Annotated in this window: 12 protein-coding genes and 1 pseudogene; 8 read left to right on the plus strand and 5 right to left on the minus strand. The window is 73.5% G+C overall.

Going from position 1 to position 14971, the window contains the following annotated elements; all coding sequences use genetic code 11:
* Nucleotides 1-29 precede the first annotated feature (29 nt).
* The 3 genes and pseudogenes from OCU29_RS02785 to OCU29_RS02795 all read left to right on the plus strand — a co-directional run.
* Nucleotides 30-1748 (plus strand): glycerol-3-phosphate dehydrogenase/oxidase, encoded by a 1719-nt coding sequence (locus tag OCU29_RS02785; protein WP_179615986.1) that lies wholly within the window; start codon nucleotides 30-32, stop codon nucleotides 1746-1748.
* A gap of 75 nt (nucleotides 1749-1823) precedes the next feature.
* Entirely contained in the window at nucleotides 1824-3014 is a 1191-nt protein-coding gene (gene rlmN / locus OCU29_RS02790; RefSeq protein ID WP_246305155.1) for a 23S rRNA (adenine(2503)-C(2))-methyltransferase RlmN, read from the plus strand.
* Between the two features lie 213 nt (nucleotides 3015-3227).
* Nucleotides 3228-4190: pseudogene (locus tag OCU29_RS02795) on the plus strand (glycosyltransferase); the annotation flags it as partial.
* 47 nt (nucleotides 4191-4237) lie between these two features.
* Here the strand turns inward: OCU29_RS02795 and OCU29_RS02800 are convergent.
* The 5 genes from OCU29_RS02800 to OCU29_RS02820 all read right to left on the minus strand — a co-directional run bounded on the left by OCU29_RS02800 (nucleotide 4238) and on the right by OCU29_RS02820 (nucleotide 9230).
* Nucleotides 4238-5365, minus strand: a complete 1128-nt coding sequence (locus OCU29_RS02800; protein ID WP_258016926.1) for an LOG family protein — start codon at nucleotides 5363-5365, stop codon at nucleotides 4238-4240.
* A 48-nt stretch (nucleotides 5366-5413) separates the two neighbouring features.
* Nucleotides 5414-6346, minus strand: a complete 933-nt coding sequence (locus OCU29_RS02805; protein ID WP_261818699.1) for a serine protein kinase RIO — start codon at nucleotides 6344-6346, stop codon at nucleotides 5414-5416.
* A gap of 186 nt (nucleotides 6347-6532) precedes the next feature.
* Entirely contained in the window at nucleotides 6533-7309 is a 777-nt protein-coding gene (ddaH, locus tag OCU29_RS02810) for a dimethylargininase (protein ID WP_261818700.1), read from the minus strand.
* Nucleotides 7310-7335: 26 nt separating this feature from the next.
* Complete coding sequence (locus tag OCU29_RS02815; RefSeq protein WP_261818701.1) at nucleotides 7336-8772, minus strand: FAD-binding oxidoreductase; 1437 nt, start codon at nucleotides 8770-8772, stop codon at nucleotides 7336-7338.
* Nucleotides 8757-9230 (minus strand): Lrp/AsnC family transcriptional regulator, encoded by a 474-nt coding sequence (locus OCU29_RS02820; RefSeq protein WP_179615991.1) that lies wholly within the window; start codon nucleotides 9228-9230, stop codon nucleotides 8757-8759. Before OCU29_RS02820 ends, OCU29_RS02815 begins: the two co-directional genes overlap by 16 nt.
* A gap of 159 nt (nucleotides 9231-9389) precedes the next feature.
* On the opposite strand from OCU29_RS02820, the gene OCU29_RS02825 reads away from it, so the two are divergent.
* From OCU29_RS02825 to OCU29_RS02845, 5 genes are read left to right on the plus strand one after another with little or no spacing between them, the layout of a single operon-like run.
* Nucleotides 9390-10610, plus strand: coding sequence for a spermidine/putrescine ABC transporter substrate-binding protein (locus tag OCU29_RS02825; RefSeq protein WP_261818702.1), 1221 nt, complete (start codon nucleotides 9390-9392; stop codon nucleotides 10608-10610).
* Nucleotides 10611-10645: 35 nt separating this feature from the next.
* On the plus strand, nucleotides 10646-11797 hold the full coding sequence (locus OCU29_RS02830; RefSeq protein ID WP_258016927.1) for an ABC transporter ATP-binding protein: 1152 nt from the start codon (nucleotides 10646-10648) through the stop codon (nucleotides 11795-11797).
* 2 nt (nucleotides 11798-11799) lie between these two features.
* A complete protein-coding gene (locus OCU29_RS02835) occupies nucleotides 11800-12699 on the plus strand; it encodes an ABC transporter permease (protein WP_261818703.1) in 900 nt (299 codons plus the stop codon).
* Nucleotides 12696-13532, plus strand: a complete 837-nt coding sequence (locus tag OCU29_RS02840; RefSeq protein ID WP_261818704.1) for an ABC transporter permease — start codon at nucleotides 12696-12698, stop codon at nucleotides 13530-13532. Before OCU29_RS02835 ends, OCU29_RS02840 begins: the two co-directional genes overlap by 4 nt.
* The gene (locus OCU29_RS02845; RefSeq protein WP_261818705.1) at nucleotides 13529-14941 is read left to right on the plus strand and encodes an FAD-binding oxidoreductase; all 1413 of its coding nucleotides are present in this window, start codon (nucleotides 13529-13531) and stop codon (nucleotides 14939-14941) included. Before OCU29_RS02840 ends, OCU29_RS02845 begins: the two co-directional genes overlap by 4 nt.
* Nucleotides 14942-14971: the final 30 nt, after the last annotated feature.

Consider the following 14971-nt stretch of genomic DNA (forward strand, 5'->3'; position numbering starts at 1 on the left):
CCCCTTGCCCCGCCCGGGAGAGTAGGACCATGAGACCCGTCGCCCTGTCGCCGCAGTTCCGCGCCTCGTCCCTGCAGGAGATGGCCGACGAGCAGCTCGACGTGCTCGTCGTCGGGGGAGGGGTGGTCGGCACCGGCGCCGCGCTCGACGCGGCCACCCGGGGCCTCAAGGTCGGGCTCGTGGAGGCGCGCGACTTCGCCTCCGGCACCTCGAGCCGCTCCAGCAAGCTCATCCACGGCGGCCTGCGCTACCTCGAGATGCTCGACTTCGCCCTGGTCGCCGAGGCGCTCAAGGAGCGCGGTCTGCTGATGCAGACCCTCGCGCCCCACCTGATCCGCCCGGTCGGCTTCCTCTACCCGCTGCAGCACCGCGGGTGGGAGCGTCTCTACGCCGGCTCCGGCGTCGCGCTGTACGACGCCCTGTCGCGGATCTCGGGCCGCTCGGGGCTGCCGCTGCACAAGCACCTGACCCGCCGCGGCGCGCGCAAGCTGGTGCCGGCGCTGCGCAAGGACGCCCTGGTCGGCGCGCTGCACTACTACGACGCCCAGGTCGACGACGCGCGGCACACCATGTTCCTGGCCCGCACGGCGGCGGCCTACGGCGCCAAGGTGGCCTCCCGGGCGCGGGTGGTGGAGCTGCTGCGCGAGGGCGAGCGGGTCACCGGTGCCGTGGTCCACGACCTCGAGAGCGGGGAGCAGGTCACGGTGCGCGCCAAGCAGGTCGTCAACGCCACCGGCGTGTGGACCGACGAGACCCAGTCGCTGGGCGGTCAGCGCGGCGCGTTCCGGGTGCGGGCGAGCAAGGGCGTGCACCTCGTGGTGCCCAAGGACCGCATCCGCTCCGAGACCGGGTTGATCCTGCGCACCGAGAAGTCGGTGCTCTTCGTCATCCCGTGGGGCCGGCACTGGATCATCGGCACCACCGACACCGACTGGGAGCTCGACAAGGCGCACCCCGCGGCCAGCGAGGCCGACATCGACTACCTGCTCGACCACGTGAACGCCGTGCTGGAGACCCCGCTGACCCGCGACGACGTCGAGGGCGTCTACGCCGGTCTGCGCCCGCTGCTGGAGGGGGAGTCGGAGGCCACCTCCAAGCTCTCCCGCGAGCACGCGGTGGGCCACCCCGCGCCGGGCCTGGTGGTGATCGCCGGCGGCAAGTACACGACGTACCGGGTGATGGCCAAGGACGTCATCGACGAGGCGGTCTTCGGGATGCTGCGCCACGAGGAGCGTGCGGTCCCCGCGTCGGTGACCGAGCAGGTCCCGCTGCTGGGCGCCGAGGGCTACCAGGCCCTGTGGAACACCCGGCACCAGCTCGCGGAGCGCTCGGGGCTGCACGTGGTGCGCATCGAGCACCTGCTCCAGCGCTACGGCTCGCTGGTGCACGAGCTGCTCGCGATGGTGGCCGACGACGCCTCGCTCGGCGAGCCGCTGGCCGGTGCCTCCGACTACCTGCGCGTCGAGGTCGTCTACGCCGCGACCCACGAGGGCGCGCGCCACCTCGACGACGTGCTGACGCGGCGCACCCGGATCTCGATCGAGACCTTCGACCGCGGGCTGGGGGTGGTCGAGGAGGTCGCCGCGCTGGTCAGCGACCCGCTGGGCTGGAGCAAGGAGCAGGTCGACCTCGAGATCGAGCACTACCGGGCCCGGGTCGCGGCCGAGCGCGAGAGCCAGCAGCAGCCCGACGACGAGACCGCCGACGCGGCTCGCCTCGGGGCGCCCGACGTGGTGCCGCTGAGCTGAGCGGGCCGGGTCCCGCACGGGAGCTCGCCCGGGAGTTCGCCCGGGCGGGGAGCCGGGTGGGAGACTGGGCGTGCTATGCCCGATGACACCGCTGCCCCCGTGCCCGCCTCCGCCGCCGTCCCGCCGCGCGCCCCCGAGCCCGCCGAGGGCACGACCGCGCTCCCGCTGGTCTTCGAGGAGCCGCGCGGGCGCAAGAAGCCGCCACGCCACCTGGCCGACCTGACGCCGGCCGAGCGCAAGCAGCTGCTGGCCGACAACGGCCTGCCGGGCTTCCGGGCCAAGCAGCTCTCGACGCACTACTTCAGCCGCCTGGTCGACGACCCCGAGCAGATGACCGACCTGCCCGCCGGTCAGCGCGCCGAGCTGGTCAGCACCCTGCTGCCGCACCTGATGACGCCGCTGCGCACCCTCGAGGCCGACAAGGGCACCACCCGCAAGACGCTGTGGAAGCTCTTCGACGGCGCCCTGGTCGAGTCGGTGCTGATGCGCTACCCCGGCCGCACCACCATGTGCGTCTCGAGCCAGGCCGGCTGCGGCATGGCCTGCCCGTTCTGCGCCACCGGCCAGGGCGGCCTGCAGCGCAACATGAGCACCGCCGAGATCGTCGAGCAGGTCGTCGCCGGCGCCCGCTCCCTGGACCGCGACGAGGTGCCCGGCGGGCGCGGACGCGTCAACAACGTCGTCTTCATGGGCATGGGCGAGCCGCTGGCCAACTACAAGGCCGTCATCGGCGCGGTGCGCCGCCTCACCGACCCGGCCCCCGACGGCCTCGGCATGTCGGCGCGCGGCATCACGGTCTCCACGGTCGGGCTCGTCCCGCGCATCCGCCAGCTCACCGAGGAGGGCATCCCGGTCACGCTCGCGCTGAGCCTGCACGCCCCCGACGACGAGCTGCGCAACGAGCTGGTGCCGATCAACACCCGCTCCTCGGTCGCCGAGACCGTCGAGGCGGCCTGGGACTACGCCCGCGTCACCAAGCGCCGGGTCTCCATCGAGTACGCCATGATGCGTGGCATCAACGACCAGGCCTGGCGCGCCGACCTGCTCGCCGACGTGCTGCGCGGCTACGGCGACTGGGGCTGGGTGCACGTCAACCTGATCCCGCTCAACCCGACCCCGGGCAGCAAGTGGACCGCCTCCGACCCCGCCGACGAGCGCGAGTTCGTGCGCCGGCTCGAGGCCAAGGGCATCCCCACCACCGTGCGCGACACCCGCGGCTCGGAGATCGACGGCGCCTGCGGCCAGCTGGCCGCCACCGACGTCTGACCACCCGCGCTGACCCGGCGCAGATCTCGCGCCGACCCGGCGCGAACCTCGCGCTGACCCGGCGCAGATCTCGCACCGACCCGGCGCGGACCTCGCGTCGGGCGGCCGGGTCGTTGGTGCGGTGTTCACCGGATCGTCCACCGGCGCGCCCCGGGCGCTCGCCGGCCGCTGGCCCGTGGGGCGCACCGTGGGCCCATGAGCCAGCCCGAGCCGATGCGCGACCGGTTGCGCGTGCTGGTGGTCAGCGAGACCTTCGAGCCGGGCGCGGGGGACGCGACGGTGCCCCGGCTGCTGGCGCACCTGGCGGCCGAGGGGCACGACGCCCGCCTGGTCACCCACGACGGCCCCGCGACGTACGCCGGCTTCCCGGTGCGCCGCGTCGGCTCCTGGCCCGCGGGCTCGCGGCTGCGCAGCACGCTGCGGCGCTTCGGCCCGGACGTGCTGCACGTGGCCGGGCCCGGGCGGCTGGGCCGGCGGGCGGTCCTCGTGGCAGCCCGGCTGGGCGTGCCGGTCGTGCTCGACGTGGGGCCCACGGGGGAGGGCGGCCCGCCTCCTCCGCGCGTGCTCGAGGCGGCCGACCGGGTGCTGGCGGGATCGACCGCGGTGCTGCGCGACCTGCAGGCCCACGGGGTCGAGCGGTCGTCGCTGTGGCCCTGCGGGGTCGACCTGACCGCCTTCCACCCCAGCCGGCGCAGCGAGCCGTGGCGCGCCGCGCTGGCGGCCGACGGCCGACGCCTGCTCGGCCACGTCGGGCCGCTGGAGCGGGACGAGGAGGTCGACCTGCTGACCGGCCTCGACGCCGATGACCGCTACCGGCTGGTGCTGGTGGGCAGCGGCCCCGACGAGACGCGGCTGCGGCGGTTGCTGCCGCACGCGCACTTCCTCGGCGACCTGCGCGGCGAGGCCCTGGCGACGGCGTACGCCTCGCTCGACCTGCTGGTGCACACCGCCCGCCGCGAGACCTGCGGGCGGCTGACCCGGGCGGGTCTCGAGGCGCTGGCCTCGGGCGTCCCGGTGGTGGCGCCCCGCAACGGCGTCGCCGAGGACCTCGTCGACGAGGGCACCGCGGGCCTGCTCTTCGAGCCCGGTGACGCCGCCGACCTCGAGGCCTGCGTGGCCCGGCTGGTGCACGACGACCTGGCGCTGCGGCGTACGGCGCTGGAGGCGCGGCGCAGCGTGCGGCACCGCTCGTGGCGCGCGCTCGACGAGGCGTTGGTCGAGACCTACCGGGAGCTGGTCACGACCTCGAGCGCTTCCTCGACGGTGTCGACGAGGTGCACGTGCGGCTCCATGGCCCGGCCCGACGCCAGCGCCTGCAGCAGCGGCCAGGCCGGCAGCTCCTCGGTCCAGTGCCGACGCCCGACGAGCACCATCGGCGCCACCGACGCCTCGTCGGCGTAGTAGTTCTCGCAGGCGTCCTGGAACACCTCCTGCACCGTCCCGCCGGCGCCGGGCAGGAAGACGATGCCGGCGTCGCAGACCTCGAGCAGGATCGCCTCGCGGGTGGCGTTGCGGAAGTACTTCGCGATCGCAGTGGCGAAGACGTTGGGCGGCTCGTGGCCGTAGTGCCACGTCGGGATGCCGAGGTTGGCGACCGGTCCGCCGTCGGCCTCGGGCGGGTCGAGCGCGGTGAGGGTGTCGAACGCCGAGAGCACCCAGGCGTCGACCGAGGGCCGGTACGACGGCACCGCGGCCAGCATCCGCAGGGCCTCGCCGAGCACCGCGTCGTCGCGCGAGGAGAGCCGTGCCCCGAGGTTGGCCGCCTCCATCGCCCCGGGCCCGCCGCCGGTGGCCACCGTCAGCCCGGCCCCGCCGAGGCGGTGGCCCAGGCGGGCCGCGTCGGTGAAGAGCGAGGTGCCCCGGGAGGCGGCGTGCCCGCCCATCACGCCGACGACGCGCCGGCCCTCGCGCCAGCGGTCGAGCGCCAGGTCGATGGCGTGGTCGTGGAGGGTGCGGGCCAGCGGCACCTCGGTGGAGACCTCGGCGTCGTCGATCGCGCCGGGCTTGGACCACGCGTAGGCCCGACCGTCGACCGACTCGCTCCAGCGCAGCGTGTCGAAGAGCTCGCGGGCCTCGTAGAGCTCGTGGCGGTAGACGTCGACCGGCACGTCGGGGATCTGCGGGAGGACCAGCGCCCCGGAGGCCTCGACCCTCGCGGCGTCGCCCTCGGCGAAGCGGCAGCCCAGGAAGGTGGCGCCCGCGAGCCGGCAGCGGCCGAGCTCGGCGCCCCGTTCGGTGAGGTCGACCGAGCGCACCCGCCAGCCCGAGAGGGTGCGCGCGCCGGCGCGCAGCCGGTGGTCGAGCTCGTCGAGGGTGGTGATGTCGACGGTCCGGCCCCGTGTGTGTCTCACGGGGCCGAACCTACCGACTGCGCGCGGGTGAGGTCGCCCGGTGTCGGCTCAGAACGCGTGCGCGACCAGGTCGCCGAAGAGGTCGTGCTCGTCGACGTCGAGACCACGCGCGCGGAACCAGGTGGCCATGTTGCGGCAGTCGCGCAGCAGGAAGTCCATCCCGTTGACGTTGCCGACCAGGTCGACGACCTGGGGCAGGTCGATGACGACCAGCCGCTCGCCCGCGGCGAGCACGTTGTACGGCGACAGGTCGCCGTGCACCATGCCCTCCTGCACCATCAGCGCCATCGCCTCGCGCACCTGCTCCCAGTACGACGCCAGCAACCGCGGCCCGGGCCGGGTCTGGGCCAGGCGTGGCGCGGTCTCGGGGCCGTGCTCGCCCTCGACGGTGATCCACTCCATCAGCAGCTCGGTGCCGTCGACCTGCACGGGGTAGGGGACCGCCAGGCCCCCTCGCGCGCCGAGGGTCCAGAGCCGGCTCAGCGCCTGGAACTCGGCCCAGGCCCACTGGCCCGCGGCGACCGCGCGGCCGTGTGCGGTCTTCTTGGCCATGGCCCGGGCGTCGCGGGTGTTCCGGACCCGCCGGCCCTCGGTGTACGCGCCGGAGCGGTGGAACGAGCGGTGCTCCTCGCCGCGGTAGCGCTTGGCGACCATCACCACCGACAGGCCGGGGGTGCCCGGCACGAAGGACGGGTCGGTGTCGGGGACGGCGCGCTCGAGCAGGAACGCGTCGGCCTCCTTGCCGGTCTTGAGGACGCCGAGCTCGGTGTCGACGGCCGCCTGGCTGGTCACGACCCAGTCGGGCCGGGGCTCGGGGCCGCGCGAGAGCGGCTCGACCTCGAGCCAGGTGGACCAACGCTGGTCCTCGCCCAGGTCGTCGAGGGGACGGAAGTGGAAGCGGAAGGCTTCCGGGTCGGACGGGGTGTCAGGGGTGGTGCGGTCCTGCGGGTGTTGCGGGTGCTGCGAGACGTCGTACGTCACGGTGGGTGCTCCATCGGGAGAAGAGGGGGTGGTCTGCGGGCAGGCCAGGGACAGTCGTGGACATGTCACGCTCCTCTCGACGGGCACGGCTCGGACGTCGTGCTGCTCAGGCACCAGGGTGGGGCCCGGCCGGACGCGGTGCAACGGGTTTTCGGCCGGCGCGACCACCTGCCGGCGGCGGGCGGGTCAGGCCGTCGGCGCCCCACGCAGCCGCACCGACAGGCAGGTCACGCAGCCCTCGAGCTTCTCGTACTCGCTCATGTCGACCGCCACGACCCGCAGCCCGCGCCCCTCGAGGAGCGCACGGGTGCGGGGTGCGCTGGTCGACATCAGCACCGTCGACTCGTCGAGCAGCACGACGTGCGCGCCGGGCTCCTCCGGCACCGGCAGGTAGGGCTCCCAGACCGAGGCGTCGTCGACGACCGGGTCCCAGCCCACCACGGTGCCGTCGGGCAGCGCGGTGACGGCCGACTTCAGGTGCAGCACCTTCGCCAGCGGTACGCCGACCACGCGAGCGCCCAGCGGCGCCAGCAGGGCCCGCAGCTGCTCGACGGCACCGGGGGTGGTGCGCCCGCCGAGACCGACCCACACGGTGCCGTCGTGCTTGAGCACGTCGCCGCCGTCGAGGGTGTCGGGTGCCTCGATGCGCGCGAGCCGGTAGCCGAGGCGGCGCAGCGCGTCCTCGGTCGCGGCTGTCTCGGGCTTGCGCTCGTCGGCGCCGGGGCGGGCGACCACGGCCAGGTCGTCGTAGACGACGACGGTGTCCTCGACGAAGACCGCGTCGGGGCAGTCGTCGGCCGGGTCGACCTCGACGGTCTCCCAGCCCTCGTCGTGCAGCGCGGCGACGTACCCCTCCCACTGGCGCAGCGCCAGGTCGATGTCGACGGGGGAGCGGTCGATGTGGGTCACGATGCCGTCGGCCAGTCGGGGACCGGGACGGCGGACCAGGGCGAGCTTCCTCATGGGCCCATCCTGCCCCCGGCAGCGGGTCAGCCCAGCAGCGGCGCGACGGCGCGCGCCAGCAGGGAGGGCCGACCGGTCCACCGCTCCTCGACGTCGGCGGCGGTCGTGGCCCGCAGCCCGGCGTTGATGCCCAGCCAGCGCAGCGGCTCGGGCTCCCAGCGCGGGGAGCGGTGGCCGACCCAGGGCAGCGCGGTCAGGTCGGTGTCGCGGCCGAGCACGAGGTCGCGCAGCGTGCGTCCGGCGAGGTTGGTGGTGGCGACCCCGTCGCCGACGTACCCGCCGGCCCAGGCCAGCCCGGTGTCGCGGTCCAGACCCACCGAGGCGCACCAGTCGCGCGGGATGCCCAGCGCCCCGCCCCAGGCGTGGGTGACCCGCACCCCGCGCCCCCGGGCCAGCACCGGGAACATCTCGCGCAACGTGGCCAGCAGCCGGGCGTGGACGCGCGGGTCGCGGTCGTGGCCGGGCCGGATCGCCGACCCGAGGTGGTAGGGGGCACCCCGCCCGCCGAAGACCAGCCGCCCGTCGGCGGTGCGCTGGCCGTAGACGATGAGGTGGCGGTGGTCGGTGAACGTCTCGCGCCGGGCCAGACCGATCTCCGCCCACACCTCCTCGGGCAGCGGCTCGGTGGCGATCACCAGCGAGTAGACCGGCACGACGTCGCGCTCGTGCCCCGGCAGGTGCGCGGTCCAGCCCTCGGTGGCCCGCACGACCACCTCGGCGCGCACCACGCCCCGCGGGGTCCCGCAGCGCCCGGGCGTGACCGCGGTGACGGGGGTCTGCTCGAGGACCCGCACCCCGCGCCGCTCGACCGCCCGGGCCAGCCCGCGCACCAGCCGCGCCGGGTGCAGCGCCGCGCAGTCGGGCGTGTACGTCGCCCCGAGGGTGCCCGCGGCCCGCACGTGCTCCTCGGCCCCGGCCCGGTCGAGCAGCCGCAGGTCGTCCTCGCCCCGCCCCCAGGCCCGGGCGTGCACGACCTCCGCGCGGGCGCGGACCAGCTGGGCGGGGCTGCGCGCCAGGTCGATGGTGCCGCCCCGGGCGAGCTGGGCGTCGATGTCCTCGGCGGCCGCGGCCCGGGCGACCTCGGCGACGCTGCCGCGCATCGCGGCGTGCTGGGCCAGGGCGCCGGCGCGCCCGTGCGGGCGGCCGTCGGCACGGGGCAGGGCCGCGAGGGTCTCGGAGGAGGCGGGGAAGAGCGCCGAGCACCAGCCGCCGTTGCGTCCCGACGCGCCGTACCCGGCGACCTCGGCCTCGAGGACCGCTATCCGCAGGGCGGGGTCGGCCTCGGCGAGGTAGTGCGCGGTCCACAGCCCGGTCAGGCCGGCGCCCACCACGGCGACGTCGACGTCGAGGTCACCGGCCAGCGGGGCGCGCGGGGTCCAGTCCTCGCCGGCGGTGGCGTGCCACAGAGAGAGCGCGCGGTAGTCCTCGGTGGGGGAGCCGGCCGGGTTCAGCGCACACCCCACGAGTAGGTCTGCTTGCGCAGCCGCAGGTACATGAAGGTCTCGGTGCCCACCACGCCCTCGATCGTGCGGATGCGCTGGGAGATCAGCTCGAGCAGGCCCTCGTCGCTCTCGGCGACCACCTCGGCCAGCAGGTCGTAGGAGCCGGCGGTGATCACGACGTAGTCGACCTCCGCGATCTCGGCCAGCGCGTCGGCCACCGGCTCGAGCGGCCCGCTGACCCGCACCCCCACCATCGCCTGCCGGGCGAAGCCCAGCTCGAGGGGGTCGGTGACCGCCACGACCTGCATCACCCCGCCCTCGACCAGGCGCTGCACCCGCTGGCGCACGGCGGCCTCGGAGAGCCCCACCACCTTGCCGATGGCGGCGTACGAGCGGCGGCCGTCCTGCTGGAGCTGCTCGATGATCGCCTTCGAGACGTCGTCGAGGGGAGTGGTGGCGCGCTCGCTGCGGGGGCTCATGGGAGCAACCTATCGCGGGGAAGGGGTGACGGAACGGTGCGGGCTGTCGCGATTGACGATGGATTTCGTTGCAGACTTGTTTCAGATCAACCGTTTCCCTTGTCCTGAGGGTGTCGACGGTGACACGATCCGAGTTCAGCCCGACCTTGGAGGTACCAGATGACCGTCCATCCTGACCGCCTCGACGAGCTCCTCCGCGCCTCCCGTGCCGCGGGCGTGCGCGGTCTCGGACGCCGCTCCTTCCTGCGCGGCGCCTCGGTCTCCGCGCTCGCGGTGGGGGTGCCCGGGCTGCTGACCGCCTGCGGCACGGAGTCCCAGGTGCAGACCGCCGAGTCCTGCACCTCCGAGGACCTCTCGGACACCGAGAAGGCGCTGGTCTTCTCCAACTGGCCCGAGTACATCGACCGCAAGGGCAAGAAGATGCCCACGCTCGAGGAGTTCCAGACCACCAGCGGCATCTCTGTCACCTACAACACCGACGTCAACGACAACACCGAGTTCTTCGGCAAGGTCAAGGACCAGCTCGGCGGGTGCGAGCCGATCGGGCGCGACATCATCGTGCTCACCGACTGGATGGCCGCCAGGATGGTCTCGCTGGGCTGGGTGCAGGAGCTCGACATGGGCGCCATGCCCAACGTGCAGGCCAACCTGAAGCCCGACCTGCGCTCGCCCACCTGGGACCCCGACCGCAGCTACAGCGTGCCGTGGCAGAGCGGGCTGACCGGCATCGCCTACAACGCCAAGTACACCGGCGAGGTGGGCAGCTTCGAGGAGCTGATGACCCGCAGCGACCTCAAGGGCAAGGTCAGCCTGCTCTCCGAGATGGGCGACACGATGCTCTTCATGCTGCTCCTCGAGGGCGCCGACCCCGAGGACTTCACCGAGGAGCAGTGGTCGGGCGCGCTCGGTCGTCTCGAGGGGTACGTCGGGTCCGGGCAGATCCGGCGATTCACCGGCAACGACTACATCCGCGACCTCAACGCCGGCAACGTGGTGGCCTGCGAGGCGTGGTCGGGCGACGTCATCGCGATGCAGTACGACAACCCCGACATCAAGTGGGTGGTGCCCGAGGAGGGGCTCTCCCTGTGGTCCGACAACATGCTGGTGCCCAACAAGGCCGAGCACAAGGCCAACGCCGAGGCGCTGATGGACTTCTACTACCAGCCCGAGATCGCCGCCCAGCTGGCCGCCTGGGTGAACTACATCTGCCCCGTCGAGGGGGCCCAGGAGGCGATGGAGCAGGTCGACGCCTCGCTCGTCGACAACCCCCTGATCTTCCCCGACGAGGACTTCCTGGCCAACGCCTACGGGTTCATGGAGCTCGACGAGTCCACGCGCCAGCAGTACGACAAGGACTTCGCCCGGGTGATCGGGGCCTGATGGCGACCCGGACGAGCGTCCCGAGCGGAGGCACGGTGAGCCAGGAGAGCGGTGCGCAGGGGGCGGGCGCCGACCTGGTGCTGAGCGGCCTGACCAAGCGCTTCGCGTCGTTCACCGCCGTCGACGACCTCGACCTGACGGTGCCCCAGGGTTCCTTCTTCGCCCTGCTGGGCCCGTCGGGCTGCGGCAAGACCACCACGCTGCGGATGGTGGCCGGTCTCGAGGAGCCGACCGGCGGCACGATCACGCTGGGCGACGACGACATCACCCACCTCAAGCCCTACAAGCGCCCGGTCAACACCGTCTTCCAGAGCTATGCGCTCTTCCCGCACCTCACCATCGCCGCCAACGTCGCCTTCGGGCTGCGGCGGCGCGGGCGCAAGCGGGTCGCCGAGGACGTCGAGCGGATGCTCGACCTGGTCGAGCTCACGGGTCTGGCCGACCGCCGCCCCGCCCAGCTGTCCGGCGGTCAGCAGCAGCGCGTGGCACTGGCGCGGGCCCTGATCAACCAGCCCCGGGTGCTGCTGCTCGACGAGCCCCTCGGTGCGCTCGACCTCAAGCTGCGCCGGCAGATGCAGATCGAGCTCAAACGGATCCAGACCGAGGTCGGGCTGACCTTCGTGCACGTGACCCACGACCAGGAGGAGGCCATGACGATGGCCGACACCGTCGCGGTGATGAACGCGGGGCGCATCGAGCAGATGGGTCCGCCGGAGGTCCTCTACGAGTGCCCGGCGACCACGTTCGTCGCCAACTTCCTGGGCCAGTCCAACCTGGTCGCGGGCCGGGTCCGCGACGGCGCCGGCGAGGGGGACCTCGTGCTCGACGTGCACGGCACCACGGTCCACGCCGACCGCGCCCGCGCCGTGGTGGCGCAGGGCGACGTCTGGGTCGGCGTACGGCCCGAGAAGGTGGTGCTGGCACCGGCCGGAGGCGCACCGTCCGAGCCCGCGGGCAACTGCCTGCGCGGCGGGGTGGTCAGCGACGTCAGCTTCGTCGGGGTCAGCACCCAGTACCTCGTGCGGATGCCGTGGGGCCAGGAGCTCACGGCCTTCTCCCAGAACTCCGGGCACCACGAGCGGCTGCGCACCGGTGCCGCGGTCGACCTGCACTGGTCGCCGGCGCACACCTTCTGCCTCGACGCCTCCCAGGACGCCGCCGCCGGCGTCGAGCCCGAGGACCGGTGAGCGTGGCCGGCCCGTTGCGCACCGCCGAGCCGACCGGGACGCCGCCCGCGCCCGGCGGGCGTCGCGGCGGTCTGAGCGGCTACCTGCTGCTGCTGCCCGGCGGCGTGTGGCTGGCGCTGTTCTTCGTGGTGCCCACCGCGACGCTGGTCGCGACCAGCCTCTACGACCCGAGCGGGTCGCTCCAGCTGGGCTACCGGATGACCGGTCACGTGCAGAACTACGCCGACTCCATCCAGGACTACTCGCCCCAGCTGGTGCGCAGCTTCCTGTACGCCGGCACCGCGACGCTGGCCTGCGTCGTGCTCGGCTTCCCGCTCGCCTACGCCATCGCCTTCAAGGCGGGGCGGTGGAAGAACCTGATGCTGGTCGCCGTCATCGCGCCGTTCTTCACCAGCTTCCTGGTGCGCACCCTGTCGTGGCAGTACATCCTCGGCGACAACGAGGCCCTGGTCTCCTTCCTGCGGACGATCCGGGTGCTGGGGGAGGACGGGCACCTGCTCGCCACGCCGTTCGCGGTCGTGACCGGGCTGACCTACAACTTCCTGCCGTTCATGGTGCTGCCGCTCTACGCCTCGCTGGAGAAGATCGACCACCGCTTCCTCGAGGCTGCAGCCGACCTCTACTCCTCGCCGTTCACCGCCTTCCGCACCGTGACCCTGCCGCTGGCGATGCCCGGGCTGGTCGCCGGCACCCTGCTGACCTTCATCCCCTCGGCCGGCGACTACATCAACTCCGAGCTGCTGGGCAATCCGCAGACCCGCATGGTCGGCAACGAGATCCAGGACCTCTTCGCCGCCGGCGACTACCCGACGGCCTCCGCACTGTCGGTCACCTTGATGGCCGCCATCGTGGTGCTGGTCTTCGTCTACGTGCGCCGCTCGGGCACCGAGGACCTGGTGTGAGCGCCGCGACCGTGACCGCGCGCCGGGCCGGACGTGGCCCCGGCCGGTGGCTGGCCGACCACCTGGTCCTGGTCCTGGGCCTGCTGGTGCTGGTCTACATGACGGTGCCGGTGCTCGTGGTGATGCTGATGTCCTTCAACGACCCGGCCAGCCGCAACAGCTACAGCTTCGACGGGTTCACCCTCGCCAACTGGACCGACGTCTGCGGGCCCTTCCAGCTGTGCGAGTCGCTGGTCACCAGCCTGCAGATCGGCCTGCTGGCGACCCTGGGCGCGACCCTGCTGGGCACCCTGATGGCCTTCGCGATGGTCCGGCACCGCTTCCGCGGCCGCAGCGCCGCCAACCTGCTGATCTTCCTGCCGATGGCCACGCCCGAGGTGGTGATGGGCTCCTCGCTGCTGGCGCTCTTCGTCAACGTCGGCGTGGCCGGCCTCCTCGGCTTCTGGACCATCCTGGTCGCGCACGTGCTCTTCTGCCTGTCCTTCGTCGTGGTGACCGTCAAGGCACGCCTGGCCGGGCTCGACCCGCGCCTGGAGCAGGCGGCGATGGACCTGTACGCCAACGAGTGGCAGACGTTCTGGCGGATCAGCTTCCCGCTGGTCTTCCCGGGCATCCTCGGGGCGGCGCTGCTGTCCTTCTCGCTGTCCTTCGACGACTTCATCATCACCAACCTCAACGCCGGGCAGGAGGTCACCTTCCCGATGCTCGTGTGGGGCGCGGCGCAGCGCGGCATCCCGCCGCAGATCAACGTCGTGGGCACCATCATGTTCCTGGTCGCGATGGCCGTCGTCCTGGCCGGTGAGCTCGCCAGCCGGAGACGGGCCGGGCGGTGAGCACCACTGCCGAGCGTGCCCTCGCGCAGGCCGAGCCGCGGACGTACTGGCTCGACGACCCCGACCGGCCGGTGCCGGCGCCCCCGTTGACCGGCGCCGCCCGCGCCGACCTGGTCGTGGTGGGTGGGGGCTACACCGGGCTCTGGACGGCGCTGCTGGCCCGCGCCCGCCACCCCTCGGCGTCGGTGCTGCTGCTCGAGGCGGGGGAGTGCGGCGGGCAGGCCAGCGGCCGCAACGGCGGCTTCGCCTCCGCCAGCCTGACCCACGGCTTCGGCAACGGCCTCGAGCGCTGGCCCGAGGAGCTGGCGCAGCTCGACCGGCTCGGCGCCGAGAACCTGCGCGAGATCGGCGAGACGGTCACCGCGCTCGGCATCGACTGCGACTGGCGCGAGGTCGGCGAGCTGACGGTCGCCACGCGGCCCCACCACGTCGAGGAGCTGCAGGAGCTGCGCGGCGCGCTGGTCGAGCACGGCCATGAGGCGAGCTGGCTGGACGCCGCCGAGGCGCAGGCCCAGGTCGCGTCGCCGACGTACCTCGGGGCGCTGAGCGAGCCCACCGGCCTGGCGCTCGTCGAGCCCGCCCGGCTGGCCTGGGGCCTGCGGCGGGCCTGCCTCGACGCCGGCGTCGTGGTGCACGAGTCGACGCGGGTCACGGGGCTGGAGCGCTCCGGCGTCGGGGTCGAGCTGCGGACCCTGGGTCCGCAGGGGGCAGGTCGGGTGCGGGCGGGCCGGGTCGCGCTGGCCACCAACGCCTTCCCGCCGCTGCTGCGCCGGCTGCGGCTGATGAGCGTGCCGGTCTACGACCACGTGCTGATGACCGAGCCGCTCTCGGCCTCCCAGCTCGCCTCGATCGGGTGGTCGGGGCGCCAGGGGATCGGCGACGCCGCCCACCAGTTCCACTACTACCGGCTCACCCGCGACGACCGGTTCCTGTGGGGCGGCTACGACGCTGTCTACCACTGGGGCAGCCGCATCGACGCCTCCCTCGAGCAGCGCGAGCAGACCCACCGGCTGCTCGCCGAGCACTTCCTCGAGACGTTCCCGCAGCTGGCCGGTCTCCGCTTCACGCACCGGTGGGGCGGGGTCATCGACACCTGCACCCGCTTCTCGGCGTTCTTCGGCACCGCGGTCTCGGGCCGGGTCGGCTACGCGCTGGGCTACACCGGGCTCGGGGTCGCCGCCTCGCGGTTCGGGGCGCAGGTGGTGCTCGACCTGCTCGACGGCGCCGACACCGAGCGCACCCGGCTGCGGATGGTCCGCGAACGCCCCCTGCCCTTCCCGCCCGAGCCGCTGCGCTCGGCCGGCATCAACCTCACCCGCTGGTCCCTGGACCGTGCCGACCGTCGTGGTGGGCAGCGCAACCTGTGGCTGCGCGGCCTCGACGCCGTCGGCCTCGGCTTCGACTCCTGACCCGGCGCAAATCGCGCGCTGACCCGGCGC

The sequence above is a fragment of the Nocardioides sp. OK12 genome, assembly GCF_024341885.1.
Taxonomy (GTDB): Bacteria; Actinomycetota; Actinomycetes; order Propionibacteriales; family Nocardioidaceae; genus Nocardioides; species Nocardioides marinisabuli.